This is a genomic window from Bacillus sp. TH19, from assembly GCF_016651075.1.
In the GTDB taxonomy this organism is placed as follows: Bacteria; Bacillota; Bacilli; order Bacillales; family Bacillaceae_G; genus Bacillus_A; species Bacillus_A mycoides.
This window is the reverse complement of sequence record NZ_JAEKEO010000007.1, coordinates 1682748-1709401: the sequence shown is the minus strand read 5'-3', so window position 1 is coordinate 1709401 and position 26654 is coordinate 1682748. Positions and strand designations below refer to the sequence as shown.

The following is a 26654-nucleotide window of genomic DNA, read 5'->3' as shown; positions in this document are numbered from 1 at the left end:
CAAAATACGTTTACAAAGAAAGAGAAGGTACCTCATTACGAGGTACCTCTTCTTATTTTAAAATATTAGCAATATATGTTTGAAGTTCTTCTACTTTCACTTCTTCAGACTCGCCTGTAGCACGTACTTTCACTTCTACAATACCTTCATCTGCTTTTTTACCAACTGTAACACGAACTGGAAGGCCGAATAAATCTGCATCTGCAAATTTAACACCTGCACGTTCTGCACGATCATCTAGTAATACTTCGTACCCTTGTTCTTGTAATGAGTTGTAGATATTTTCACCCATTTCACGTTGTGCATCAGATTTCATATTTACTGGAATTACATGCACATGGAACGGTGCAACAGCTTTTGGCCAAACTAAACCGTTCTCATCATTAAACTGCTCTGCGATTGCTGCCACTGTACGAGATACACCGATACCGTAACAACCCATAATAAGTGGTTTTGTTTTTCCGTTTTCATCTAAGAACGTTGCGTTCATTGCTTCACTATAACGAGTTCCTAATTTGAATACATGACCAACTTCAATTCCACGTGCGAAAAGAATTGTTCCATTTCCATCTGGAGATTGGTCTCCTTCTTGGATGAAGCGTAAATCCGTATATTGACTTACTTTAAAGTCACGTTCTGGATTTACATTTACATAATGGAACCCTTCTTCGTTCGCTCCTGAACATCCGTTGACAATTGATGCTACAGCATGGTCAGCGATAATTTCGATATCCCCTGTAACACCAATCGGTCCTAAAGAACCCACTTCACAGTTTAATAACTCTTTTATTTCTTCATGTGAAGCAAACTCAACGACTGAAGCTCCGTATACATTCTTCACTTTTACATCATTGACTTCATGATCACCACGAACAAGTACTACTACTAATTTCGCATCTACTTTAAACACCATAGATTTAATGCATTTTTCCGCTGCGATATTTAAGAATGCAGATACTTCTTCAATAGCTTTTTGATCTGGAGTTGCTACTTTTTCAAGTGCTTTTTCGGCTTCATCACTCTTCGTATACGTAGCAACAACAGGAGCCATTTCAACATTTGCCGCATAATCAGATGTATCAGAATACGCAATTGTATCTTCACCTACATCAGATAACACCATAAATTCGTGTGTATCTTTTCCACCCATTGCTCCAGAATCAGCGATAACTGCACGGAAATTCAAACCACAACGAGCAAAGATATTAGAATACGCTTTGTATAAACCGCTATATACTTCATCCAAACTTCCTTGTGTTGCATGGAAAGAATACGCATCTTTCATTAAAAATTCTCTTCCGCGTAATAAACCGAAACGTGGTCTTTGCTCATCACGGAATTTTGTTTGAATTTGATATAATGTTAATGGTAGTTTTTTGTATGATTTAATTTCATCACGTACAAGATCTGTAATTACTTCCTCATGAGTTGCCCCTAGCGCAAACTCGCGAGCATTACGATCTTTCATACGCATTAATTCTGATCCGTAAGAATACCAACGACCTGATTCTTGCCATAATTCAGAAGCTTGCATAGCTGGCATTAATAGTTCTACTGCCCCTGCGCGCTCCATTTCTTCACGAACAATACGTTCTACTTTGTGTAACACTTTTAAACCAAATGGTAGAAAACTATAAATACCAGAAGCATTTTGACGCATAAACCCTGCGCGAAGTAATAATTGATGACTCTTAATTTCAGCATCTGCTGGAACTTCACGTAATGTAGGACTGAATACCATACTTTGTTTCATTTATTCGCACCTCTTCATTTTACTCTTACACGCAATAAAATCCCTCACCTCGAGTTAGGTGAGGGATTTTATTCTATGAGCTCTATTTCATTATAAACTTCTTCTTATTTTACAAGAAAAACTTACGGATGTCATTCCATGTTACAACTAACATAAGCAACATTAATAATGCAAACCCAATAAAGTGAACCATTCCTTCTTTTTGACGATCAATTGGTTTTCCTCGTAATGCTTCAATTAAGAAGAAGAACAAACGTCCACCGTCTAAAGCTGGGACTGGTAATAAATTAAATAAACCAAGGTTAATACTTAAAACTGCCGCTAAACTTAGTACACGCGTAAATCCATAATCTACAACTTGATCTGTTAGATTATAAATTCCTACTGGACCTGACAACTCATTAATAGAAAATTGACCCGTTACTAATTTCACAAGAGAATCAAAAATTAGTTTCGTCCATTCGTATGTTTGTTCAAACCCTGATTTAATAGAACCCATCACTGTTTTCTCTACAGGAGAATAAACACCAATTCTACCAACTTCGTCTTTTCCTTCTTTATCAAGCGTTGGTGTTACTTTCACATTAAATTGCTCACTATCACGCTTTACATGTAACGTAATTTCTTTATTTGGGTTTTCACGTACAATCGTTACAACATCTTTCCATGTACTAGTGTTTTTCCCATTGATTGCTTGAATTGTATCGTTTTCTTTTAATCCAGCTTGTTCTGCAGCACTATTCTCCATTACTTTTCCGACCATTGGTTTGTCAACAGGAACTCCTTGTACAAATCCAAGAATCACAAAAACAACAAATGCTAGAATAAAGTTCATTGCAGGACCTGCAAAGATTGTTAGAGCACGTTGGCCCAATTTTTTAGAGCCAAATTGTCTATTGTACGGAGCGATTTGAATTTCTTCCCCCGTAGAAATGATACGAGCTTTTTCATTTACTCGGAATGTTTGCAGCTCTTCCTCGTACTCTTCATAACCCAAAATTGTAAGATTATGCTCTAAATCAGCTTGTTCGACTTCAATGACACGAACATTTGGATATTTTTCATGTCCGTCAAAAACTAATTTCACAACTTCGTCTTTTTCATTTAATACAAGTCCAACCTTTTTTCCAGGTTTTAACTCAACTGTGTCCGCATCCTCGCCAGCCATTCTTACATAGCCACCAAGGGGCAGTAATCGAATCGTATACACCGTTTCATTCTTTTCAAATGAGAATATTTTCGGACCAAAACCAATCGCAAACTCGCGGCACAAAATACCTGCTCTTTTTGCGAAATATAGATGCCCTAGCTCATGGAAAAATACGAGTGCACCGAAAATTAATATAAAGGCAATCGCTGTATTCAATTCCATAACCACCTTTGCTAAATTTGTTCCATCACAAACCGTCTTGTGGCTGCGTCAATTTCCTGAATTTCCTCTAAGCTCGGACGTGCAATGACAGTGTGATGGTGCATTGCTTTTTCAATGAGGTCTTCCACTGTTAAGAAACCAATTCTCTTTTGTAAAAAAGCTTCAACAGCTACTTCATTTGCCGCGTTCATTACAGCCGGCATACTTCCACCTGTCTTTCCAGCTTCATACGCAAAACGTAGACAACGGAAACGCTCTTGATTCATTTTCTCAAAATGCAATGTTCCCATTTCCCATAAATTTAACTGTTTCGTGTCTGAAAGAGGCAATCTATCAGGATATGTAAGCGCGTATTGAATCGGTACTCGCATATCAGGTGAGCCAAGCTGTGCCATTACACTACGATCTTCAAATTCAACCATAGAATGAATAATACTTTCTTTATGTAGAACAACATCGATTTGCTCATAAGGGATACCAAAAAGCCAGTGTGCTTCAATTACTTCTAGCCCCTTATTCATCATTGTAGCAGAATCAATTGTAATTTTCGAACCCATTGACCAGTTTGGATGACGAAGTGCATCTTCTACGGTCACTTGATGCAATTCATCTCTCGTTTTATCACGAAAACTTCCGCCTGAAGCAGTTATAATTAAGCGAGAGATTCTTTTTTCATTTTCACCATTCAAGCATTGAAAAATAGCTGAATGTTCACTGTCTACTGGAAGTAACGATACATTATGTTTTCGTGCTGCTTCCATTACAAGATGCCCTGCAGTTACTAACGTTTCTTTATTTGCAATTCCAATTGTTTTTTTCGCCTCAATTGCGCGGAGTGTCGGTAACAACCCTACGCTACCTACAACAGCATTCACTACAATTTCTGTATCTGGGTGCAGCGCTACTTCTAATAAGCCTTCGCTACCATATACTACTTTTGTATTACCAGAAACAGCTTGTAATTTTAAAACATCTTCCTCTCTTTGCACAGAGACAATTTGCGGGGAAAATTCTTGAATTACCTTTACTGCATAATCAACATTTTTCCCTACAGAAAAAGCAACGAGACGGAATTGGTCTGGGTGCGAGCGTAACACATCTAATGTTTGTGTACCGATTGATCCGCTTGCACCTAGTAAACTAATGTTTTTCATGACTCCAACCCCTCGTTCATTTATTAATTGTATTGTAATAAGAAGTATAGAATTGGTAACACAAATAACCAACTATCTGTTCGATCTAAAATACCACCATGTCCAGGTAAAATTGTACCTGAATCCTTTACACCATAATGGCGTTTAAATGCAGATTGCACTAAATCACCAATTTGTCCAAAAATAGAAATGATAATCGTCAGAACGATTAAAACTCCTACATTCGCTTCAACTGGGAAGAACATATTGTAAACAAGTGCAACAACAATTCCACAAACAATACCGCCTAATGAACCTTCAATCGTTTTATTCGGACTAATTTCTGGCCATAATTTTCTTTTTCCAAATGCTTTCCCTATGAAATATGCACCTGAATCAGTTGCCCATATGACAAATAGTGCACAGAACACATATTTGATTCCTAATATTCTCGTTTCATTTAAATATAAGAATCCCATTCCAACATATGTCGTTGCCATAAGTAAAAATGAAGCATTGTCAAAAGTAAATGTATTCTTAGAAAGGACTGTATATGATAAAAGTAATAAAACAATCACAAATGTGATTTCTAATTTACCTAACCCAATCCACGTAAACAGTTCTGATGCACTACTCGGAATTAAAATAATCCACAATAATACTGCAGCTAAAACTGTTGGTACCGAAATAAGCGTAAGCTTGTTCATACGAATTAATTCATATAAACCTATAGAAGCAAGTGCATACACTAAAACTGTAAAAGGCACGCCACCGTAAATTACGATGGGAATGAATAGCGCGGCAGCAATCACTCCAGTAATAATTCTCTGTTTCACTACCAAACCCTCTCTTTCTACACGCCTCCGAATCTGCGCCCTCTATGTTGAAAGTCTGTAATCGCATTTAGCAAATGTTCCTCGGTAAAATCTGGCCAATACACATCTGTAAACCAAAATTCCGAATAAGCAATTTGCCATAACATGAAATTACTAATACGTAGCTCTCCGCTTGTACGGATTAACAACTCTGGATCAGGTAAAGAACTCGTCATTAAGTAAGAAGAAATCTTTTCTTCACTTATTTCTTCCGAACGAATTTTTCCTTCCTCACTATCTTTCATCATATGTTGCACAGCAGAAACGATTTCATCTCGACTTCCATAGTTTAACGCGAAATTAAGAATTAATCCCGTATTCTCTTTCGTATCTTCCATGGCTTTTTCCATCGCTCTGCGCGTATGCGTAGGAAGACGATCTTTTTGCCCTATTACTCGGACTTGTACGTTTTCTTCAATCAACTCTGGTAAAAATGCACCTAAAAATTCTTCTGGAAGCTTCATCAAATAATCAACTTCTTTTTTCGGTCTTTTCCAGTTCTCAGTCGAAAAAGCATAAAGAGTTAATACTTTCACATCAAGCTTACTTGCAAATTTTGTGATTTTCTTCACAACTTGCATACCTTCATGATGACCAGCAATGCGAGGCATGGCTCTTCTCTTTGCCCATCTTCCATTACCATCCATAATAATAGCAATATGTTCTGGGATATATCCTTTTTTCACTTTTTCAATGAGATGATCAAACGATGTGACCTTTTTACTTTTAAAAAAAGGAAACTTTTTAAACATCATTCATACCCTCCAACAAGCAGACGTATGCCTAAAAGTGTAAAAAGACCCCCTTAAGAAGAGGGTCATATTTGCGAAATTATCGCTATTACACTTCCATAATTTCTTTTTCTTTGTTTTTTGCGATTTCGTCAACTTTTGCAATATATTTATCTGTTTCTTTTTGAATATCTTCAGTATATCCTCTTAAATCATCTTCTGTAATGTCGCCAGCTTTTTCAAGCTTCTTAAGGTCATCATTACTGTCACGACGTACGTTACGAACAGCAACTTTTGCTTCCTCAGCATATTTCTTCACAACTTTTACAAGATCGCGACGACGCTCTTCTGTTAATGCAGGGAATGCAATACGAATTACAGTTCCATCATTAGAAGGGTTTAAGCCTAAATCTGCTTTTAAAATTGCTTTTTCAATATCACCGATAGAAGTTTTATCATAAGGTTGAATTACAAGCAAACGTGCTTCTGGAACTGTAATGTTCGCTAATTGCACAACTGGTGTTGGTGCACCATAGTAATCAACTTGTACCTTATCTAATACAGACGAGCTTGCACGACCAGCGCGAACTGTTGCTAATTCACGAGAATAAGCAGCAACTGCTTTTTCCATTTTTTCATTTGAAGACTTCAATACTTGTTGTCCCATAATTTATTTCCCCCTTACAACTGTTCCAATATTTTCGCCTAAAACGGCACGTTTAATGTTACCTTTTTCCATAACCGAGAATACAATTAATGAAATATCATTATCCATACATAAAGAAGAAGCTGTAGAATCCATTACACCTAAACCTGCTTTTAATACATCTAAGTAAGTAAGTGTTTCGTATTTCGTAGCTGTTGGGTCAATAGATGGATCTGCACTATATACGCCATCCACATTATTTTTCGCCATTAAAATAACGTCCGCTTCGATTTCAGCTGCACGTAATGCTGCTGTTGTATCTGTAGAGAAGTATGGGTTACCTGTACCTGCAGCAAAGATAACAACACGTTTTTTCTCTAAGTGACGAATTGCTTTACGACGAATGTAAGGCTCTGCCACTTGACGCATCTCAATTGAAGTTTGTACGCGAGTTTGAATTCCAATATTCTCTAAGCTATCTTGAAGAGCTAATGAATTCATAACTGTTGCTAACATGCCCATGTAATCTGCTCCTGCACGATCCATGCCCATTTCGCTTCCAATTTTCCCACGCCAAATGTTACCGCCACCAACAACAACAGCAACCTCTACATCAAGTTCTGCAATTTCTTTCACTTGTTCCGCAACTGACTTAATAACAGCTGGGTTAATTCCAAATCCTTGCTCACCAGCTAAAGCTTCTCCGCTCAGCTTTAAAACGACACGATTATATTTCGGTTTACTCATAATGAACCTCCAATTGCTTACATCTTTATTTTAAAAAAGGGAACACAATGTGTTCCCTAATTTGTATTAGTTGTTACCTTTTACTTGGTTCATTACTTCTTCAGCAAAGTTGTCTTCGCGTTTTTCGATACCTTCACCAACAGCGTAGCGAACGAATCCTTTTAATGTTCCGCCTTTAGACTCAACGAATTGACGAACTTTCATGTCAGGATTCTTAACGAATGTTTGGTCAAGTAAGCAAATCTCTTCAAAGAATTTGCCAAGACGGCCTTCTACCATTTTCGCAACGATTTTTTCAGGCTTGCCTTCGTTTAAAGCTTGTTGTGTTAATACTTGACGCTCATGCTCAACTTCTTCAGCTGTTACAGCATCGCGGTCGATGTATTTAGGGTTAACTGCTGCGATGTGCATTGCTACATCTTTAGCAGCTGCTTCGTCAGTAGAACCTTCAAGAACTGTTAATACACCAATACGTCCACCCATGTGTAGGTAAGCGCCGAATGCATCAGCATCAGTCTTTGATACGATTTCGAAACGACGAAGTGTAAGTTTTTCACCAATTTTAGCGATTGCTTCGTTGATGTGCTCTTCTACTGTTTTGCCGCCTTCGATTGTTTGAGCCATAGCTTCTTCAACGTTAGCAGGTTTGTTAGCTAATAAGTGAGCAGCTAATTCTTTAATTAACGCTTGGAAACCTTCGTTTTTCGCAACGAAATCAGTCTCAGAGTTTAATTCTAAGATTAAACCTTCGTTACCGTTTGTTTCGATGAAAGTTAAACCTTCAGCAGCGATGCGGTCTGCTTTTTTAGCAGCTTTCGCAATACCTTTTTCACGTAAGAAGTCAATTGCTTTCTCCATGTCGCCGTTAGTTTCTGTTAAAGCTTTTTTGCAGTCCATCATACCTGCGCCAGTTTTTTCGCGAAGTTCTTTTACCATTTGTGCAGTGATTGCCATATTTTTCATCCTCCTAAAATATGTATTTATACCTTTTATAAAGGTGTTTATACCTTAAAAAAGGTGATAAAAGGCCGAACCCCTTATCACCTTTCCAAATTTGTTACGCAGTAACAGTTTCTTCACCTTGTTTTGTTTCAAGGATCGCGTCTGCCATTTTAGATGTAAGAAGTTTTACAGCACGAATTGCATCATCGTTTGCTGGAATAACGTGATCGATTTCGTCCGGATCACAGTTTGTATCAACGATACCGATGATTGGAATGTGTAATTTGCGTGCTTCAGCAACTGCAATACGCTCTTTACGAGGGTCTACTATGAATAATGCACTTGGAAGACCTTTCATATCTTTAATACCGCCTAAGAATTTCTCAAGACGCTCTAACTCTTTTTTAAGTTGAACAACTTCTTTCTTAGGAAGTACTTCGAAAGTACCATCTTCTTGCATTCTTTCGATATCTTTAAGACGCTTGATACGCTTTTGGATTGTTTGGAAGTTTGTTAAAGTTCCACCTAACCAACGTTGGTTAACGAAGTACATACCAGCACGAGTTGCTTCTTCTTTAATAGCTTCTTGTGCTTGTTTTTTAGTACCTACGAATAAAATGTCTCCACCTTCAGCAGCGATGTCACGCATCGTTCTGTAAGCTTCCTCAACTTTTTTCACAGTTTTTTGTAAGTCGATGATGTAGATACCGTTACGCTCTGTGAAGATGTAACGCTTCATTTTTGGGTTCCAACGACGAGTTTGATGTCCGAAATGAACACCAGCTTCAAGCAATTGTTTCATAGAAATTACTGACATAATTTAGTTCCTCCTAAATGGTTTTTTTGATATCCTCCGTTTACTTCATCTCTAAGCGAAACTACGAACGTAGCACCAACACTTAAATCAGTAAACGTGTGTACTTTGTACTGACACCACTGCTTACTATATCATACTGAAATATTACAATCAAGTCGAAAATGCGAACAATGTAAAACTTTCTTTTTTTTACGCTCAAATCCTAGTATTACCAACCTTCAATTCCTTTAAGCAAGGAATTGAAGGTTAATTAATAGTTTTCTAATGAATGTTGTCATGACGCCTTACGTAAGCAAAATCATTCACTTAAAAAAACAAAAAACTCTCCTCAAGCGAGGAGAGCTTTTTTATAAATTAGTTTGTTTTTAATTTAGCAAGTTCCTGTAGAAACTTGTCGTTTAGCACTTTAATGTATGTTCCTTTCATACCTAAAGAGCGAGACTCAATAACACCAGCACTTTCTAATTTACGTAGTGCATTTACGATTACCGAACGAGTAATTCCTACGCGATCAGCAATTTTACTTGCAACAAGTAAACCTTCTGTTCCATTTAATTCTTCGAAGATATGCTCGATTGCTTCTAACTCACTGTAAGATAATGAGCTAATCGCCATTTGAACAACAGCTTTACTACGTGCTTCCTCTTCGATTTCTTCTGCTTTTTCACGTAAGATTTCCATACCTACAACAGTTGAGCTGTATTCAGCAAGAATTAAATCATCGTCTAAGAACTCTTGACCAAGACGAGCTAATACTAGTGTACCTAGACGCTCACCGCCACCAACGATTGGTACGATTGTAGTTAAACCTTGACCGAATAATTCTCTATTTTCTACTGGGAATGCTGTGTAGTCACTATCTACACCTAAATTTGAAGATGTTTCTGTAACATTGAATAAACTTTGCGTATACTCTTCTGGGAATTGACGCTCTGCAAGCATGTGCTTCATACGTTCGTTTTCGATTTGTTGGTGAATCGCATATCCTAATAATTTACCGCGACGACTTACAACGAACACGTTCGCTTCAATTACTTCACACATTGTGTCAGACATCTCTCTAAAGTTTACAGGCTTTCCTGCTGCGCTCTGTAATAACGCATTTAATTTTCTCGTTTTTGCTAATAATTCCATTTCAAAATTTCCTCCTACATGTTACTTACATATTTTTTCATCACTTGGAAACTAGGGCGAGTCACCTGATGACACTATTACAAAATAAACTGGCTCACATCTTTATTTTTAGCTATTGTCGCTAATTTTTCCTCAACATATTGAGGTGTTATCGTTATTTTCTCTAACGTAATTTCAGATGCCTCAAACGATAAATCTTCAAGGAGCTTCTCCATAACAGTATGAAGTCTTCTCGCTCCAATATTATCTGTATCCTGATTAACTTGATAAGCAATCTCAGCAATCTTACGAATAGCTTCGTCTGAAAATTCAATTTCTATACCTTCAGTCGCTAATAACGCCGTGTACTGTTTAATTAGCGCATTGTCAGGCTCGATTAATATTTTAACAAAATCATCCGCCGATAATTTTGTTAATTCTACTCGAATCGGAAATCTCCCTTGCAATTCCGGAATTAAATCCGACGGTTTAGACATATGGAACGCTCCAGCTGCAACAAATAAAATATAATCGGTTTTTACTGATCCGTATTTCGTTGCTACATTCGATCCTTCTACAATCGGTAAAATGTCACGTTGCACACCTTCACGCGATACATCTACGCTATTCGACTGCTTACCAGCAATTTTGTCAATTTCATCGATAAAAATAATCCCGAGCTGTTCAGCACGATAAACAGCCTCTTGTGTAACTTCATCCATATCAATTAAGCGCTGTGCCTCTTCATTTGTCAAGAGTTTTCTTGCTTCTTTTACAGAAAGTTTACGTTTTTTCGTTTTTTTCGGCATGATACTTCCTAGTGCATCTTGGAAATTCATTCCCATTTGCTCCATGCCAGTTCCTTGCAACATATCAAACATAGAAGACTGTTGTTCCGTCACTTCGATTGATATCACTTCATCTTCAAGAAGGCCTGCCGCAAGCTTTCTTTCCACATCTTGACGTTTCTTTTCGATTTCATCATCTTCCTGTGCATCAGATGTTTGGTTTGAATTTTGATTACCACCAAAAAGCATTTCTAATGGATTTTTAAATCCAGATTGCTTCTCCGGACTCGGCACTAAAATTTCAACAAGACGTTGATTCGCTTGCTCTTCTGCTTTATCTTGAACTTTAACTACCATTTCCTCTTTCACAATGCGAACAGACGTTTCAACAAGGTCACGGACCATCGACTCTACATCTCGGCCCACATATCCAACTTCTGTAAATTTCGTCGCTTCAACCTTAATAAAAGGTGCTCCAACGAGTTTCGCCATTCGCCGTGCTACCTCTGTTTTACCAACACCTGTCGGTCCGATCATTAAAATGTTTTTAGGTGCAATTTCATCACGTAAATTTTCAACTAATTTACTGCGACGGTATCGATTTCGTAGAGCTACAGCAACCGCTTTCTTTGCATCTTTTTGACCGATGATGTATTGATCTAATTTTTCCACAATTTGACGCGGAGTAAAATGTAAATGCATATAAAATGCCTCCCTTACGATTCTACAATTCTTCAACAATTATGTTGTGGTTCGTATAAACACAAATATCGCCTGCAATTTCTAAACTGGCCTTCGCAATTTGTTTCGCTGTTAAATGTTCACTTGCATGTTGCTTTAAAGCACGACCAGCAGCAAGTGCATAATGTCCGCCTGAACCAATTGCTAAAATACCATCATCTGGTTCAATCACTTCTCCTGTACCTGAAACAAGGAGCATCGTTGTTTTATCCATGACAATGAGCATTGCTTCTAGCTGACGTAGCATTTTATCACCACGCCATTGTTTCGCCATCTCAACTGCAGCGCGCTGCAAGTTGCCATTATACTCTTCTAATTTTCCTTCAAACATTTCAAAAAGAGTAAATGCATCAGCAACTGATCCTGCAAAACCAGCTAAAACTTTCCCTTGGAAAAGTTTGCGAACTTTGCGAGCTGTATGTTTCATTACAACAGCATTTCCCATCGTTACCTGACCATCTCCAGCCATTGCACATTCTCCATTATGATGAACTGCAAATATCGTTGTAGCGTGGAAATTTCCCATAGAAAAAACTCCTTTATATGTTTTTATAGCCTTAAAAGCAATTTATGCCCGCGGGTGATGCTTCATGTACACAGAACGCAATCTTTCTTTAGAGACATGCGTATAAATTTGTGTGGTTGACAAATTCTCATGACCTAATAGCTCCTGCACAGTACGTAAATCCGCTCCTTCATCCAACATATGTGTAGCAAATGTATGCCTTAACATATGGGGACTTATCCGCATTGTAAGTGAAGCTTTCTTAATGAGTTCGTTCAAAACATAACGTACACCCTGATCTGTTAACGGCTTACCTTTCGCATTTAAAAATACCATATGAGATTGTTCTTCAGTCTTTTGAGCTAACTGTTTTCTCCCGTTCTCTATATAAGTAATTAAAGCATCTTGTGCATAGCTTCCGAACGGAATATATCTTTGTTTTTTCCCTTTTCCCATCACTAAAATTGTTCCCACTGCAAAGTCAATGTCGGTAAGTTGCAAATTAACGCATTCGCTTACACGAATCCCAGTTGCATACATCAACTCTAATATAGCTTGATTCCTTTGACCTAATGGTGCCCCTGTATCAGAAACTTCAAACAATTCCTCTAACTCTTCAGCATATAAAAACTTTGGGATTGACAATTCTTTCTTGGGAAGTGACGCAAGTGCAAACGGATTATCTTTTTGATAACCTTCACGCATCAAAAAACGATATAAACTTCGTAAGCTTGATACTTTCCTTGCGACAGATTTACGGGCTAACTTCTGATCGTGCAACGTCGTCAAGTATAAACGAACATCCGCGTATGTAACATCTAAAAAAGAGGATATGCCTTCTCGCTCCATAAATTGCACAAAATGTTCTAAATCATTTTGATAACTTGCAATTGTATATTTTGAATAATTTCTTTCAATTTGTAAATATCCAACGAATAATTGTAACAATTTCTTCACATTCACATCCATATAATTCACCTCAATAAAGGCTACTAAATCGTATCACAACTTAGTAGCCTTTGCAAGAAATTTAATTAAATATTTACAAAATTTTGAATTGTTTCCAAAGCGCGTGTAGCATACGCTTCATTTCGCTCTTGTTTCTTTTTAATTTTCTTCTCTAACGGTGTAAATAAACCGAAGTTTGCATTCATTGGCTGGAAGTTTTTCGCATTTGTCGCAGTAATATAATTTGCCATACTTCCCATTGCAGTTACAGGTGGTAATACAACTGGCTCTTCACCTTTTACAAGTCGAGCAGCGTTAATACCCGCTAATAATCCTGATGCTGCTGATTCAACATAACCCTCTACACCAGTCATTTGACCAGCGAAGAATAAATCATCACGTTGTTTATATTGATATGTTGGACGAAGTAAATTAGGCGAATTAATAAACGTATTACGATGCATTACACCATAACGTACAATCTCTGCGTTTTCTAGTCCTGGAATTAGCTGTAACACTTCTTTTTGTGGCCCCCACTTTAAATGTGTTTGGAAGCCTACAATATTATATAATGTTCCTGCTGCATCATCTTGACGTAACTGAACAACCGCATACGGTGTTTTCCCTGTTTTCGGATCTTCTAACCCAACAGGCTTCATCGGTCCAAATACTAACGTCTGTCTTCCTCTACTTGCCATAACTTCTACTGGCATACAACCTTCAAAGAAAATTTCTTTTTCAAATTCTTTTAAAGGCACTGTCTCAGCAGCAATTAAAGCCTCATAAAAACGATCAAACTCTTCTTCTGTCATTGGACAGTTTAAATATGCCGCTTCACCTTTATCATAACGGGATTTTAAATATACTTTATTCATGTCAATGCTGTCTTTCTCAACGATTGGCGCTGCAGCATCATAGAAATAAAAATAATCTTCACCTGTTAGTTTTTTTAATTGTGCAGAAAGATCCGGAGACGTAAGTGGACCTGTCGCGATAACAGTTGGTCCCTCTGGAATTTCAGTGATTTCCTCATTCATTACAGTTACGTTCGGATGATTTTTCACATATTCAGTCACTTTCGCCGCGAATTCATGACGGTCTACAGCTAAAGCACCTCCTGCTGGTACAGAGCACTCATCAGCTGCACGAATAATGACAGAATCCATTAGACGCATTTCTTCTTTAATAACACCAACAGCATTTGTCAATGTGTTTGCGCGAAGTGAGTTACTACATACTAATTCAGCAAATTTATCTGTATGATGAGCTGGTGTTTGCCTTACTGGTCTCATTTCATATAATTTTACTTGGACACCACGCTTTGCAATTTGGTAAGCTGCTTCGCTTCCTGCAAGACCTGCGCCAATGACGTTTACTACTTGTGTTGTCATATATATCACCTTTCCTTTTCTTCCCGAAAAAAATGTGAGCAGTTACGCTCACATTTGTTGTTCTTCTTCATAATCACACGAAATACATTGTACTTGCACGCCTTTTTTTAACTTTTTCTCTACGAGCATACCTTCACACTTCGGACATTTACGACCAATCGGCTTATCCCAAGATACAAAGTCACATTCTGGATACGTACCGCATCCGTAGAAAAGGCGTTTCTTTTTATTACTACGGCGTTCAATAATTTGCCCTTTATCACACTTCGGACAAGTAACACCGATTTCTTTTACAATCGGTTTTGTATTACGACATTCCGGGAAATTTGAACAAGCCATAAACTTCCCATATTTACCCATTTTAAAGACCATCGGGTGACTACATAATTCACAGTCTTCCCCAGCTGGTTCATCTTTAATTTCCACTTCACGCATTTCTTTTTCCGCTTTTTCTAAGCGCGGTTCAAATCCTACGTAGAAATCATCAACAATTTTCACCCAATTTGCATTTCCTTCTTCTACTTCATCAAGGCTTTGCTCCATATTGGCAGTAAATTCAATGTTAATAATTTCTGGGAAAAACTCTAAAATAAGTTCGATTACTATTCCACCAAGCTCAGTCGGAACGAAGCGTTTATTATCTAAAGCAACGTATCCTCGTTTTTGGATTGTTTCAAGTGTCGGTACATAAGTAGACGGTCTCCCAATTCCAAGCTCTTCAAGTGTTCTTACTAGACGAGCCTCTGTGTAACGCGGCGGAGGCTGTGTGTAATGTTGCTTTGGTTCTATATCTTTTGAAAATACAGTTTCACCTACTTCTAACGGTGGCAACATCTTATCCTTTTCTTCCGCACCATCATCTTTCGACTCTACGTACACTTTCATAAATCCTGGGAACTTTACAACTGATCCACTTGCACGGAACTGAACATTGTTATTAATGAGTTTCGCTGTAACAGTATCCATTATAGCAGATGCCATTTGACTTGCAACAAATCGCTCCCAAATCAGTTTATACAAACGGAGTTGATCACGACTTAAGAAACTTTTTAGTTCCTCTGGCTTTCTCATTACCGAAGTAGGACGAATCGCCTCATGCGCATCTTGTGCTTTCGACTTTTTCGTTTCTTTCCTCTTCTCTGTTCCTATGTATTCCGCACCAAACGCCTCAGTAATGTAATCACGAGCCTCTGTTTGAGCTGTTTCTGAGATACGTGTTGAATCAGTTCTCATATACGTAATAAGACCTACAGTCCCTTGTTTTCCAAGATCTATCCCTTCATACAGCTGCTGTGCAAGCATCATTGTTTTCTTTGCTCGCATATTTAACTTACGCGCTGCCTCTTGTTGCAAGGAAGATGTTGTAAACGGTAATGCAGGGTTACGCTTTCGCTCTTTTCGCGTTACATTTTCAACCGAAAACGCATTGTCTTTCATCTTTTCGATTATTTCGTTCACTTGTGCTTCGTTCGTTAATTGAACTTTTTCACCATCTACACCGTAAAAGCTTGCTTCAAATGTGTCTTTCCCTTTCACAAATTCTGTTTTAATTGTCCAGAATTCTTCAGGTTCAAAACTTTGAATTTCTTTTTCACGTTCGATGATTAAACGAACTGCTACAGATTGTACGCGTCCTGCACTTAATCCTTTTTTTACTTTCTTCCATAATAAAGGACTAATATTGTAACCAACAAGACGATCGAGTATACGCCTTGCCTGTTGTGCATCTACTAAATCCATATTAATTGCACGAGGATATTTAAATGATTCTTTTATTGCATCTTTTGTAATCTCATTAAATACAACTCGGCAATCTGATTCAACGTCCACATTTAACGTATTTGCTAAATGCCAAGCAATTGCTTCTCCTTCACGATCCGGATCGGCCGCGAGATAGACTTTCTTTGCTTTTTTTGCCGCTGATTTTAAATCTTTTAAAACGGGACCCTTACCACGAATGGTAATATACTTCGGAGTGAAGTTATTCTTTACTTCTATCCCCATTTGGCTTTTAGGTAAATCGCGGACATGTCCCATGGACGCGACGACTTTGTATTTTTTCCCTAAATATTTTTCAATGGTCTTCGCCTTAGAAGGCGACTCCACGATTACGAGGTAATCTGACATGCTAGTGCCTCCTTAAGAGGTGGATTCAAGTCTTCATCAATCTTATTGATTTCTCTTGTTTTTGTCAATCAAGAATGAATATACCATACAGCGACAATCTACCATTTGTCAATAATTGTTTAATAAAAACATAAAAATATATGGTTAATTTAAAATTTCTTCAAGGATATCCTCCGCATTTCTTACTAGCTTGGCGCCTTGTTGAATTAGATGATTCGTTCCCGCTGCACTCTCTATAAATATAGGTCCAGGAAGCGCAAACACCTCTCTATTTTGTTCTAGCGCAAGGTCTGCAGTAATAAGGGATCCACTTCTCGTTTTTGCTTCTACAACTAAAACACCTTTACTTATACCGCTAATAATTCGATTTCTTTTTGGGAAATACCATTTTTTCGGCACATAATGGGGCGGATACTCTGTCAATAACAATATATAATCTTTCCACGTGTCATATAAACCTCTATTCTCCTTTGGATACATATAAGATAATCCGTGTCCTAATATTGCAATGGTCGGGCAATGCTGCCTTACTGTAACTTCATGAGCAATTGTATCTATCCCTCTTGCAAACCCACTAACAATAAGCCATTCTTTTTCAAGTAAAGGTTGTAAAATAAACTTCATACTCTCCTTTCCATATAAAGACGGTTCTCTCGTTCCAACAATCGCTAATTTATTTACTTTATTTAGAAAATCTCTTTCTCCTTTTCCGTATAAAACAAAAGGGGGATCTTGTATTTCTCGCAGTAATTGTGGATAGTCCTTATCCCATATTGTTATATAAAACATTCTCTTTTTTTCTAACTGGGATACATATTGTTGGAGATTTGAAATTTGAAGAAAATTTACTAGTTCTAAAGATTTTTTCGAGGATATTCCAGCGTAATATTCAAATTGTTTCGGACTAAAAGTGTATATTCCCTTCAGTTCTGGATCAACATATAGTAGTCTCTCCATCACCTTCCAATGATCCGCCAACATGTAATGAAGGTGCAATAAACGTTCTCTTTTCATCTCAATTCTCCTTACCCATAATTTTTATTATGTAAACAAAAAATGTGTAAAAAGACACCCTCTAATAAGAAGGTGTCTTTCAAAAAGATTAGTAGTTTTTACAAGTCTCAAATAATCCCTTTTCTTTTAAAACAGAGATTAATGTTTCACCCATAACAGCTGGTGTTTCCGCTACTTTAATACCACAAGCTTCCATTGTTTTAATCTTTTCAGCAGCAGTTCCTTTGCCGCCAGAAATGATCGCCCCAGCATGACCCATACGTTTGCCTTCAGGCGCTGTTTGACCACCAATGAAGCCTACAACTGGTTTTGTCATATTAGCTTGTACCCATTCTGCTGCTTCTTCTTCTGCCGTACCGCCGATTTCACCAATCATAATTACAGCATGCGTTTCTTCATCTTCATTAAATGCTTTTAACGCATCAATAAAGTCCGTACCGTTAACAGGGTCTCCCCCGATACCTACAGCAGTAGATTGGCCAATACCTTCTTGCGTTAACTGATGTACAGCTTCATACGTTAATGTACCAGAGCGAGATACGATACCAACATGACCTTTTTTGTGAATATATCCTGGCATAATACCAATTTTACATTCGTCAGGTGTAATGACACCAGGGCAGTTTGGTCCAAGTAAACGTGTATGTTTACCCGCCATATATCTCTTTACATTTACCATATCTAATACAGGGATTCCTTCAGTAATACATACTACTAAATCAACCTTTGCATCAACAGCTTCCATAATTGCATCAGCCGCAAAAGCGGGTGGAACGTATACAACTGAAGCGTTTGCGCCTGTTGCTTTCACAGCATCTTCTACTGTATCAAATACTGGTACGCCTTCAATATCAGTGCCACCTTTACCTGGTGTTACACCACCTACAATTTTCGTACCGTATTCAATCATTTGCTTTGTATGGAATAACCCTTGAGAACCTGTAATACCTTGAACAATAACTTTTGTATCTTTATTAACTAATACGCTCATTTTTCTCCCCCGCTTTCTATTAGCCCACTAGTGAAACAATTTTTTGTGCACCGTCTGCCATAGATTCTGCTGCAACAATATTTAAACCAGACTCATTTAAAATTTTCTTTCCTAGCTCTACGTTTGTACCTTCAAGACGTACAACTAAAGGCAACTCAAGACCTACCTGCTTCGTCGCTTCAATAACACCTTCTGCGATAACATCACACTTCATAATGCCACCAAAAATGTTAACGAAGATACCCTTTACATTTTTGTCAGAAAGGATAATTTTGAATGCTTCTGTAACTTTTTCAGCTGTTGCGCCGCCACCAACATCTAAGAAGTTAGCCGGGTCACCATGGTAATGTTTAATGATATCCATTGTAGCCATTGCTAAACCTGCACCATTAACCATACAACCGATATTTCCATCTAAAGGAATGTAGTTTAAATCATATTTAGAAGCTTCAATTTCTTTTGAATCTTCTTCTTCAAGATCACGAAGTTCTAAAATGTCTTTATTGCGATATAACGCATTAGAATCAAAGTTTAATTTTGCATCTAACGCCATAACTTTACCGTCACCTGTTGTAACAAGTGGATTAATCTCAGCGATAGAGCAATCTTTTTCGATAAACGCACTGTATAAGCCCATCATAAACTTCACAGCTTGTCCTACAAGTTCTTTTGGAATATTGATGTTAAACGCGATTCTACGCGCTTGGAAACCTTGTAAACCTACTGCTGGATCAATATATTCTTTAAAGATTTTTTCAGGCGTTTTTTCTGCTACTTCTTCAATTTCTGTTCCACCTTCTTCAGATGCCATTAAAACAACTTGAGAAGTTGCACGATCTAATACAAGACCTACATAATATTCTTTTTTAATATCGCAACCTTCTTCGATAAGTAAGCGTTTTACTTCCTTACCTTCAGGACCTGTTTGATGCGTCACAAGTGTAGTTCCTAAAATGCTTTCTGCATATGTACGAACTTCTTCTAAATTTTTCGCAACTTTTACACCGCCAGCTTTGCCGCGTCCACCAGCGTGAATTTGCGCTTTAACTACACATACTTCCGTTCCTAATTCTTTCGCTGCTTCTACAGCTTCTTCTACTGTAAATGCAACCTTCCCGTTCGGAACGCTAACCCCATAGCTTCTAAGGACTGCCTTACCTTGGTACTCATGGATATTCATGGTCCCATCCTCCCCTGTTTTCCTGTTTTACTCGAAAAGTTTTTTAATGTTTAAAAAACATTACATTGCCATTGTATAAGATGATTGGCACGCTGTCTACAATAAAGTGTCAGAAAACTGAAATCGCTTTATTCTTTTTCGAAAATAATAATGTTTATATACCAAAATAAAAAATAAGCTGTGAATATACAGCTTATTTTTGAATCATATCTTTAATTGGCGCGAATGATTTTCGATGTTCTTCTAATACTCCATGTACTTCAATCGCTTCTAAATGCTGTTTCGTCCCATATCCCATATGTTGTTCGAATCCATATGCAGGATACTTTCCTCCTAACTCTTTCATCATGCGATCTCTCGTCACTTTCGCAATAATAGATGCAGCTGAAATAGAGACACTTTTCGCATCACCTTTAATGATTGATGTTTGCGGAATTGATGTAGGAAGCTTCATCGCATCGATTAATAAATATTCTGGTGTACATGATAAATTAGCAACGGCATCTAACATCGCTTGCTTCGTCGCTTGATAAATATTTATTTCATCAATAACTTGTGGTGATATAATTCCAACTCCAATCGCAATTGCATGCTCTTTAATTTCATCATAAAAACGCTCACGTTTCGCTTCACTTAATTTTTTCGAGTCATTTAATCCTGGAATATAAAAATCTTCCGGAAGGACGACTGCCGCCGTCACAACCGGTCCTGCTAACGGCCCACGACCCACTTCATCAATACCAGCAATGTATGTGAGCCCTTTTTCACGTAACTCATTTTCGTACTTTGACATTTCTAGAAATTTTTCTCTTTCTTTTTGCGCTAACTCTTTTTGTTTATACCACTTCAAAATTAGTTTTTGAACACCTTTTCGCTCATCTTTCACTAACATTTGAAAACGCTCGTCTTCTTCATTCATAATTTCTTGCAGCAAACATTCCGCTTCATGAATAGTCATTTTTTGCATCTATTTACACTCCTTTTAAACGTAACCAAAAAGAAAAGACGTACAAACGCACGTCTTATACTTCTTCTACTTTTTCCGCATCTTCTACCTGCTCTGCAAACTCTTCTGGTGTTTCAAATGTCATTTTTCCTAATCTTCCACCACGAAGCTCACGAAGTATAAGCTCAGATGTTTTATCATAATCAATCATTCCGCCGCCCATTAAGCAACCTCTATTTTTTCCAATTGCATCAAATAACTCCACAATTTCTTCTGGAATGTCATTTAAATTATATCGCTCTTTTAAACGTTCCGGATAATGTTTTTCCATAAAACGTAACGCATAAATAGCTACATCCTGTAGATTTAATATAGAATCTTTAATTGCACCAGTCGTCGCTAAACGAAGACCAACTAATTCATCTTCAAATTTAGGCCACAAAATACCTGGTGTATCTAATAATTCCATTTCTTTCCCAACTTTAATCCACTGCTGGGCCGTTGTCACACCAGGACGATCTCCTGTTTTTGCTATATTCTTCTTCGCTAATTTATTAATTAGTGTAGATTTACCAACGTTTGGAATACCTACAATTAAAGCACGAATTGCTCTTGGTCTAATGCCTTTAGCAACCATTTTATCGAATTTTTCTTTGACAAGAACTTTACAAGCTGCTGCAATTTCTTTCATACCTTGTCCAGCTTGCGCATTAATTGAAATTGCCTTTTGACCTCTTTCATCAAAATATGCAATCCACTGCTTTGTAAGACGATCATCCGCCATATCCGCTTTATTTAAAACAACAAGCCTTGGTTTATGTGTAATAATTTCATCAATCATTGGATTACGAGAAGATAAAGGTAATCGAGCATCTACAAGCTCAATTACAACATCAATTAACTTTAATTTTTCTGTTACTTGGCGTCTAGCCTTTGCCATATGTCCTGGGAACCATTGAATTACCATGTTGCCACCTTCTTTTTCTTTTATTTCACAATACGCGCATCTTTTAACGGCCAATATAGCATATTTGCTTTACCAATCACTTGGTCCATTGAAATTGTACCAATCGAACGGCTATCTTTACTAAAACGACGATTATCGCCTAAAACAAATAATTGACCTTCTGGAACAGTTTTCTTTCCTGTCATTTCTTCAAGAGTAAAATCATATGTAAGCGGTCCGTCAGCAAGTTGTTTTTTCTGCTTATCTAAATACGGCTCCTCATAAGGTTTCCCGTTAACATATAGTTTATCATTACGGTATTCGATTTCGTCGCCTGGCAGGCCAATAATACGCTTAATATAATCTTTTTCTTCCGTCGCTCGGAATACAATAATATCAAAGCGTTTCGGATCACCTATGTGATAGCCAATTTTATTAACAATCATTCGATCACGGTCATGTAAAGTCGGCGACATCGATACACCGTCTACGAGAATTGGGGCAAAGAAAAACTGTCTAATTACGCCCGCTAATACAACAGCAATCAAAATTGCTTTGATCCATTCCCAAAGTGAGCTCTTCTCTTTCTTCATGCTTTCCCCTCCACTGTTATGTAAGCTGCTCGTATTATACCAAAATTTCATATAGATTGGAAAAAGGGAGCTTGTGTATTTACAAGCTCCCATACATGTCTTATCGAATTTCTTTAATACGTGCTTTTTTACCGCGAAGGTTACGTAAGTAGTATAACTTAGCACGACGTACTTTACCACGGCGAAGTACTTCGATGTTCGCGATTCTTGGCGTGTGAACTGGGAATGTACGCTCAACACCTACACCGTAAGAAATCTTACGAACTGTGAATGTTTCACTGATTCCGCCACCACGACGTTTAATTACAACACCTTCGAAAAGCTGAATTCTTTCACGAGTTCCCTCAACTACTTTTACGTGTACACGTAAAGTGTCTCCAGGACGGAATGAAGGAAGGTCAGTTTTCAATTGGCCTTTTGTGATTTCTGTGATTAATTGTTGCATATTAAATTCTCTCCTTTAAACAGATGCTCTTATAAAGTCTTATTAAATTACAGCGGAACATCGTTAATACGGCTACTGATTTCAGTAGCACAAATGTTATAATAGCATATTGCTAGGACTGTTGCAATAGAAAATATATCAAGCCCTTATCGGTCTTCTTTAATCTGTTCCAGCCATTTCTCTTCTTGCTTAGATAATTCTCGTTCTTCCAGCAAATCCGGTCTACGTGTGTACGTACGACGTAGTGACTCTTTATGGCGCCATTCATCAATGTTTTTATGATTTCCTGACATTAGTACATCCGGTACCTTCATACCACGAAAATCAGCAGGACGTGTATAATGTGGGTGTTCTAACAAACCTGTGCTAAAAGAGTCTTCCACTTGTGACGTTTGATTCCCAAGCACTCCTGGCAAAAGACGTACAACACTGTCAGTGACTACCATAGAAGCCAATTCCCCACCCGTTAATACGTAATCCCCAATAGAAATCTCATCTGTTACAAGATGCTCACGAATTCGTTCATCGTATCCTTCATAATGGCCACATACAAAAATAACATGCTCTTCTCCAGCAAGCTCTTCTGCCTTCTTCTGCGTGAAACGCTCTCCTTGTGGACACATTAAGACGATTCTCGGCTTACGGTCTGTTTCCTTCGTTAACTCTTCTACTGCGTCAAAGATAGGCTGTGGGGTTAATACCATACCAGCGCCCCCACCATACGGATAATCATCTACACTATTATGCTTACTAGTTGTATACTCACGAAAATTGACAACACGAAGCTCTACCGCTTCTTTTTCTTGTGCTTTCTTTAAAATTGAAGAACCAAATACACCCGTAAACATATCTGGAAACAATGTTAAAATGTCAATTTTCATTATAGTAGCCCTTCCATTACATGAATGGTTACTAATTTATTTTCAATGTTAACTTGAAGTACAACGTCATCAATATAAGGAATCAACAAATCTTGACCCTTTGGACGTTTAATCACCCAAACGTCATTCGCACCAGGAGATAAAATCTCTTTGATTGTCCCTAACGCTTCTCCTTCTTCCGTTACAACGTTGCAACCAATAATTTCATGGTAGTAGTATTCACCTTCAGCTAGTTCGCCTAACTGCTCTTCTGGTACTTTTATTAAAGAACCTTTTAACTTCTCTACTTCATCTACATTGTTGTATCCTTCAAGTGTTAATAAATCAAATGTCTTATGTTGACGATGAGAAGTTACCTTCACTGTAAGATAGTCTGTACCTTTCTCATCCCATATGTATAACGTGTTCCCTACTTTATATCGCTCTTCTGGAAAATCAGTACGAGAAATAACACGAATTTCTCCTTTTACGCCATGAGTATTTACAATTTTCCCTACATTAAACCATTTTGTCATAAATAGTATGTCACCCCTGGTTTCTATATAAATTAAGCATTTCCATTTTATATATGGAACATGCAATTTCTCTTTAAATGTTAAAAAAGGGAGAGGAAATAACTCCTCGCCCTTTTTACGTTTATTGAATTTCCAGTGTGACGTTCTCATCATTATGATGTCCCACTGAATACAAGAGCATTCTAATCGCTTTCGCAACTTTCCCTTGCTTTCCAATGACTTTTCCAACATCCTCAGGATGTACAGTTAATCGATACTTTATTTCTCCGTTGCAAAGTTCCTGTGTAACTTTTACATCTCCAGGATGATCCACAAGAGGTTTAACAATTGTCTCGACTAACATTTTCATTGTCATTGCCTCAATTACTTACCTTGTTTAGATAAGTGGAATTTCTCCATGATACCTTGGTTAGAGAAAAGGTTACGAACTGTATCAGATGGTTTAGCACCATTTCCTAACCATTTTAATGCTGCTTCTTCGTTGATCTTAACTTCCGCTGGTTGAGCAACCGGATTGTAAGTACCGATTTCCTCAATGAAACGTCCGTCACGAGGAGAACGAGAATCTGCAACAACTACACGATAGAAAGGAGTTTTTTTAGCTCCCATACGTTTTAAACGAATTTTAACTGCCATTTATAAAGCACCTCCGAATTTATTTCACACAGATAATTATATTAGCAAAAAGACTATTGCTTTGTAAAGTATTTTTTCTTAACAGAGCCATCTTTTTTCCTTACATGAATGGAAACTTCAATCCACCTAGTCCTTTTTTCTTACCTTTTTGCATTCCCGTCATCGTCTTCATCATTTTTTTCATATCATCAAATTGCTTGATTAGACGATTGATTTCTTGTACCGTTGTACCGCTACCTTTGGCAATGCGCTTTTTACGACTAGCATTGATTATTTCCGGTTGTTCTCGTTCTACTTTAGTCATAGAACGAATAATTGCCTCAATATGCCCAATTTGTTTTTCATCAACTTGTGCATTTTTCAGCCCTTTAATTTTATTTGCACCAGGAAGCATTCCTAACAATTCGTCAAGCGGTCCAAGTTGACGCACTTGTCCAAGTTGTTCTAGGAAATCGTCAAGCGTAAACGAAAGCGTACGCATTTTTTGCTCAAGTTCTTTTGCTTTCTCTTCATCAACTGTAGCTTGCGCTTTTTCAATTAATGTTAAGACGTCGCCCATCCCTAAAATACGGGATGCCATACGTTCTGGATGGAACGCTTCAATTGCATCTAGTTTTTCACCCATACCAGCGAATTTAATTGGTGTATTTGTTACAGCCTTAATAGATAATGCCGCACCACCGCGCGTATCACCATCTAATTTCGTTAATACAACACCTGTTAATCCTAACTGTTCATGGAAACTTTGTGCTACATTTACCGCGTCTTGTCCTGTCATCGCATCGACAACAAGGAAAATTTCATCCGGTTTCGCAACTTCTTTGACTTTTGCTAATTCACCCATTAGTTCTTCATCAATATGCAGGCGACCCGCTGTATCGATTAAAACGTAATCGTGATGATCTTCTTTTGCTTTCGCAATCGCTTGTTTCGCAATTTCAACCGGACTTACTTGATCTCCTAAGGAGAAAACAGGCATGTCCAATTGCTTCCCTAATGTTTCAAGCTGTTTAATCGCTGCTGGACGGTAAATATCCGCTGCAACAAGCATCGGTTTACGATTATGCTTTTTACGAAGCAAATTTGCAAGCTTACCTGTCGTCGTTGTTTTACCCGCACCTTGCAGACCAACCATCATTATAACAGTAGGTGGCTTATTAGCAACAGCAATTTTGCTTTGCTCTCCGCCCATAAGTTCTGTAAGTTCTTCCTGTACGATTTTAATTACTTGTTGTCCAGGTGTCAAACTTTTCATTACATCTTGTCCGACAGCACGCTCAGACACACGCTTTATAAAATCTTTTACTACTTTAAAGTTAACATCCGCTTCTAAAAGAGCTAGACGAACTTCTCTCATCATTTCTTTTACATCGGCTTCAGAAACTTTTCCTTTGCCGCGGATTTTTTGCATTGTCTGTTGAAGTCGGTCGGCTAATCCTTCAAATGCCATATTGCCGCCCTCCTAATCTAATTTTTCGATAGCTTCAACAACTTGTTTCATTTCTTCATTCACATGCTCTTCTTCGCTGAGTAGCTGTTTTAGCTTTGCAACAAGTCGCTGTCGCTCTTGAAACTTTTGAAGTAATACTAATTTATCTTCATATTCTTCAAGCATCGCTTCAGTCCGTTTAATGTTATCATACACGGCTTGGCGACTTACATCAAATTCTTCCGCAATTTCACCAAGAGATAAATCATCTAGATAATAAAGCGACATATAACTTCTTTGTTTTTGCGTTAACAACGATTGATAAAAATCAAATAAATAGTTCATTCTCGTTGTTTTCTCGAGCATGTTGGATCATCCTTTGTTAAGTGATTTCCCTTTACATGACTTAGTTTACATGGAGTATAAAAGAGTGTCAAGTTTTTTTCTTA

The 26654-nt window shown here is 37.7% G+C and carries 28 protein-coding genes; all 28 read right to left on the bottom strand.

Annotated features, from left to right (window positions below; translation table 11 throughout):
* Positions 1-52 precede the first annotated feature (52 nt).
* A complete protein-coding gene (locus tag JFU54_RS12725; RefSeq protein WP_201064574.1) occupies positions 53-1753 on the bottom strand; it encodes a proline--tRNA ligase in 1701 nt (566 codons plus the stop codon).
* A gap of 109 nt (positions 1754-1862) precedes the next feature.
* On the bottom strand, positions 1863-3119 hold the full coding sequence (gene rseP / locus JFU54_RS12720) for an RIP metalloprotease RseP (protein WP_201064571.1): 1257 nt from the start codon (positions 3117-3119) through the stop codon (positions 1863-1865).
* Between the two features lie 17 nt (positions 3120-3136).
* The gene (gene dxr, locus JFU54_RS12715; RefSeq protein WP_002014547.1) at positions 3137-4279 is read right to left on the bottom strand and encodes a 1-deoxy-D-xylulose-5-phosphate reductoisomerase; all 1143 of its coding nucleotides are present in this window, start codon (positions 4277-4279) and stop codon (positions 3137-3139) included.
* 23 nt (positions 4280-4302) lie between these two features.
* Positions 4303-5094: a phosphatidate cytidylyltransferase gene (cdsA, locus tag JFU54_RS12710; protein WP_002088171.1), complete on the bottom strand. Its 792-nt coding sequence runs from the start codon at positions 5092-5094 to the stop codon at positions 4303-4305.
* Positions 5095-5111: 17 nt separating this feature from the next.
* Positions 5112-5888 carry an undecaprenyl pyrophosphate synthase gene (locus JFU54_RS12705; RefSeq protein ID WP_002014545.1) on the bottom strand — a complete coding sequence of 259 codons (777 nt, stop codon included), beginning with the start codon at positions 5886-5888 and terminating at the stop codon, positions 5112-5114.
* Positions 5889-5973: 85 nt separating this feature from the next.
* Positions 5974-6531 (bottom strand): ribosome recycling factor, encoded by a 558-nt coding sequence (gene frr / locus JFU54_RS12700; protein WP_000531506.1) that lies wholly within the window; start codon positions 6529-6531, stop codon positions 5974-5976.
* A 3-nt stretch (positions 6532-6534) separates the two neighbouring features.
* Positions 6535-7257, bottom strand: a complete 723-nt coding sequence (gene pyrH / locus JFU54_RS12695) for a UMP kinase (protein ID WP_002014544.1) — start codon at positions 7255-7257, stop codon at positions 6535-6537.
* 66 nt (positions 7258-7323) lie between these two features.
* Positions 7324-8211 (bottom strand): translation elongation factor Ts, encoded by an 888-nt coding sequence (gene tsf, locus JFU54_RS12690; protein WP_002088177.1) that lies wholly within the window; start codon positions 8209-8211, stop codon positions 7324-7326.
* A 103-nt stretch (positions 8212-8314) separates the two neighbouring features.
* A complete protein-coding gene (gene rpsB / locus JFU54_RS12685; RefSeq protein WP_002088178.1) occupies positions 8315-9016 on the bottom strand; it encodes a 30S ribosomal protein S2 in 702 nt (233 codons plus the stop codon).
* Between the two features lie 354 nt (positions 9017-9370).
* Positions 9371-10150, bottom strand: coding sequence for a GTP-sensing pleiotropic transcriptional regulator CodY (gene codY / locus JFU54_RS12680; protein WP_002014541.1), 780 nt, complete (start codon positions 10148-10150; stop codon positions 9371-9373).
* A 77-nt stretch (positions 10151-10227) separates the two neighbouring features.
* Positions 10228-11619, bottom strand: coding sequence for an ATP-dependent protease ATPase subunit HslU (hslU, locus tag JFU54_RS12675; RefSeq protein WP_002014539.1), 1392 nt, complete (start codon positions 11617-11619; stop codon positions 10228-10230).
* 22 nt (positions 11620-11641) lie between these two features.
* Positions 11642-12184, bottom strand: coding sequence for an ATP-dependent protease proteolytic subunit HslV (hslV, locus tag JFU54_RS12670; RefSeq protein ID WP_002014538.1), 543 nt, complete (start codon positions 12182-12184; stop codon positions 11642-11644).
* Positions 12185-12226: 42 nt separating this feature from the next.
* A complete protein-coding gene (xerC, locus tag JFU54_RS12665) occupies positions 12227-13126 on the bottom strand; it encodes a tyrosine recombinase XerC (protein WP_201065582.1) in 900 nt (299 codons plus the stop codon).
* A gap of 71 nt (positions 13127-13197) precedes the next feature.
* The gene (gene trmFO, locus JFU54_RS12660) at positions 13198-14502 is read right to left on the bottom strand and encodes an FADH(2)-oxidizing methylenetetrahydrofolate--tRNA-(uracil(54)-C(5))-methyltransferase TrmFO (RefSeq protein WP_002014534.1); all 1305 of its coding nucleotides are present in this window, start codon (positions 14500-14502) and stop codon (positions 13198-13200) included.
* 48 nt (positions 14503-14550) lie between these two features.
* Complete coding sequence (gene topA / locus JFU54_RS12655) at positions 14551-16629, bottom strand: type I DNA topoisomerase (protein WP_002088184.1); 2079 nt, start codon at positions 16627-16629, stop codon at positions 14551-14553.
* A 144-nt stretch (positions 16630-16773) separates the two neighbouring features.
* Positions 16774-17643, bottom strand: a complete 870-nt coding sequence (dprA, locus tag JFU54_RS12650; protein WP_201064568.1) for a DNA-processing protein DprA — start codon at positions 17641-17643, stop codon at positions 16774-16776.
* 88 nt (positions 17644-17731) lie between these two features.
* The gene (gene sucD, locus JFU54_RS12645; RefSeq protein ID WP_002033796.1) at positions 17732-18634 is read right to left on the bottom strand and encodes a succinate--CoA ligase subunit alpha; all 903 of its coding nucleotides are present in this window, start codon (positions 18632-18634) and stop codon (positions 17732-17734) included.
* Positions 18635-18653: 19 nt separating this feature from the next.
* Positions 18654-19814 (bottom strand): ADP-forming succinate--CoA ligase subunit beta, encoded by a 1161-nt coding sequence (gene sucC / locus JFU54_RS12640; RefSeq protein ID WP_002014529.1) that lies wholly within the window; start codon positions 19812-19814, stop codon positions 18654-18656.
* Positions 19815-20007: 193 nt separating this feature from the next.
* On the bottom strand, positions 20008-20781 hold the full coding sequence (locus tag JFU54_RS12635) for a ribonuclease HII (RefSeq protein ID WP_002014527.1): 774 nt from the start codon (positions 20779-20781) through the stop codon (positions 20008-20010).
* A gap of 55 nt (positions 20782-20836) precedes the next feature.
* A complete protein-coding gene (gene ylqF, locus JFU54_RS12630) occupies positions 20837-21727 on the bottom strand; it encodes a ribosome biogenesis GTPase YlqF (protein WP_002014526.1) in 891 nt (296 codons plus the stop codon).
* A 20-nt stretch (positions 21728-21747) separates the two neighbouring features.
* Positions 21748-22299, bottom strand: coding sequence for a signal peptidase I (gene lepB, locus JFU54_RS12625; protein WP_002066791.1), 552 nt, complete (start codon positions 22297-22299; stop codon positions 21748-21750).
* Positions 22300-22399: 100 nt separating this feature from the next.
* Positions 22400-22744 carry a 50S ribosomal protein L19 gene (rplS, locus tag JFU54_RS12620; RefSeq protein ID WP_002014524.1) on the bottom strand — a complete coding sequence of 115 codons (345 nt, stop codon included), beginning with the start codon at positions 22742-22744 and terminating at the stop codon, positions 22400-22402.
* 146 nt (positions 22745-22890) lie between these two features.
* Positions 22891-23625, bottom strand: coding sequence for a tRNA (guanosine(37)-N1)-methyltransferase TrmD (gene trmD, locus JFU54_RS12615; RefSeq protein WP_002014522.1), 735 nt, complete (start codon positions 23623-23625; stop codon positions 22891-22893).
* Positions 23625-24140, bottom strand: a complete 516-nt coding sequence (gene rimM / locus JFU54_RS12610) for a ribosome maturation factor RimM (RefSeq protein WP_002014521.1) — start codon at positions 24138-24140, stop codon at positions 23625-23627. The genes trmD and rimM overlap by 1 nt, the downstream gene beginning before the upstream one ends.
* A gap of 121 nt (positions 24141-24261) precedes the next feature.
* Positions 24262-24489, bottom strand: a complete 228-nt coding sequence (locus JFU54_RS12605; protein WP_002088196.1) for a KH domain-containing protein — start codon at positions 24487-24489, stop codon at positions 24262-24264.
* A gap of 14 nt (positions 24490-24503) precedes the next feature.
* On the bottom strand, positions 24504-24776 hold the full coding sequence (gene rpsP / locus JFU54_RS12600; RefSeq protein ID WP_000268750.1) for a 30S ribosomal protein S16: 273 nt from the start codon (positions 24774-24776) through the stop codon (positions 24504-24506).
* A 100-nt stretch (positions 24777-24876) separates the two neighbouring features.
* Complete coding sequence (ffh, locus tag JFU54_RS12595) at positions 24877-26226, bottom strand: signal recognition particle protein (protein WP_002014519.1); 1350 nt, start codon at positions 26224-26226, stop codon at positions 24877-24879.
* A 12-nt stretch (positions 26227-26238) separates the two neighbouring features.
* A complete protein-coding gene (locus tag JFU54_RS12590) occupies positions 26239-26571 on the bottom strand; it encodes a putative DNA-binding protein (RefSeq protein ID WP_002033794.1) in 333 nt (110 codons plus the stop codon).
* Positions 26572-26654 lie beyond the last annotated feature (83 nt).

Coding starts and splice junctions, on each gene's coding strand:
- sucD (WP_002033796.1), bottom strand. CDS start 18,634: ATGAGCGTATTAGTTAATAAAGATACAAAAGTTATTGTTCAAGGTATT.
- lepB (WP_002066791.1), bottom strand. CDS start 22,299: ATGAAGAAAGAGAAGAGCTCACTTTGGGAATGGATCAAAGCAATTTTG.
- trmFO (WP_002014534.1), bottom strand. CDS start 14,502: ATGACAACACAAGTAGTAAACGTCATTGGCGCAGGTCTTGCAGGAAGC.
- frr (WP_000531506.1), bottom strand. CDS start 6,531: ATGGGACAACAAGTATTGAAGTCTTCAAATGAAAAAATGGAAAAAGCA.
- rimM (WP_002014521.1), bottom strand. CDS start 24,140: ATGACAAAATGGTTTAATGTAGGGAAAATTGTAAATACTCATGGCGTA.
- rpsP (WP_000268750.1), bottom strand. CDS start 24,776: ATGGCAGTTAAAATTCGTTTAAAACGTATGGGAGCTAAAAAAACTCCT.
- topA (WP_002088184.1), bottom strand. CDS start 16,629: ATGTCAGATTACCTCGTAATCGTGGAGTCGCCTTCTAAGGCGAAGACC.
- JFU54_RS12590 (WP_002033794.1), bottom strand. CDS start 26,571: ATGCTCGAGAAAACAACGAGAATGAACTATTTATTTGATTTTTATCAA.
- trmD (WP_002014522.1), bottom strand. CDS start 23,625: ATGAAAATTGACATTTTAACATTGTTTCCAGATATGTTTACGGGTGTA.
- tsf (WP_002088177.1), bottom strand. CDS start 8,211: ATGGCAATCACTGCACAAATGGTAAAAGAACTTCGCGAAAAAACTGGC.
- JFU54_RS12725 (WP_201064574.1), bottom strand. CDS start 1,753: ATGAAACAAAGTATGGTATTCAGTCCTACATTACGTGAAGTTCCAGCA.
- JFU54_RS12605 (WP_002088196.1), bottom strand. CDS start 24,489: ATGAAAATGTTAGTCGAGACAATTGTTAAACCTCTTGTGGATCATCCT.
- hslV (WP_002014538.1), bottom strand. CDS start 12,184: ATGGGAAATTTCCACGCTACAACGATATTTGCAGTTCATCATAATGGA.
- dprA (WP_201064568.1), bottom strand. CDS start 17,643: ATGAAAAGAGAACGTTTATTGCACCTTCATTACATGTTGGCGGATCAT.
- JFU54_RS12635 (WP_002014527.1), bottom strand. CDS start 20,781: ATGCAAAAAATGACTATTCATGAAGCGGAATGTTTGCTGCAAGAAATT.
- sucC (WP_002014529.1), bottom strand. CDS start 19,814: ATGAATATCCATGAGTACCAAGGTAAGGCAGTCCTTAGAAGCTATGGG.
- codY (WP_002014541.1), bottom strand. CDS start 10,150: ATGGAATTATTAGCAAAAACGAGAAAATTAAATGCGTTATTACAGAGC.
- dxr (WP_002014547.1), bottom strand. CDS start 4,279: ATGAAAAACATTAGTTTACTAGGTGCAAGCGGATCAATCGGTACACAA.
- rplS (WP_002014524.1), bottom strand. CDS start 22,744: ATGCAACAATTAATCACAGAAATCACAAAAGGCCAATTGAAAACTGAC.
- JFU54_RS12705 (WP_002014545.1), bottom strand. CDS start 5,888: ATGATGTTTAAAAAGTTTCCTTTTTTTAAAAGTAAAAAGGTCACATCG.
- hslU (WP_002014539.1), bottom strand. CDS start 11,619: ATGCATTTACATTTTACTCCGCGTCAAATTGTGGAAAAATTAGATCAA.
- pyrH (WP_002014544.1), bottom strand. CDS start 7,257: ATGAGTAAACCGAAATATAATCGTGTCGTTTTAAAGCTGAGCGGAGAA.
- rpsB (WP_002088178.1), bottom strand. CDS start 9,016: ATGTCAGTAATTTCTATGAAACAATTGCTTGAAGCTGGTGTTCATTTC.
- ylqF (WP_002014526.1), bottom strand. CDS start 21,727: ATGGTAATTCAATGGTTCCCAGGACATATGGCAAAGGCTAGACGCCAA.
- ffh (WP_002014519.1), bottom strand. CDS start 26,226: ATGGCATTTGAAGGATTAGCCGACCGACTTCAACAGACAATGCAAAAA.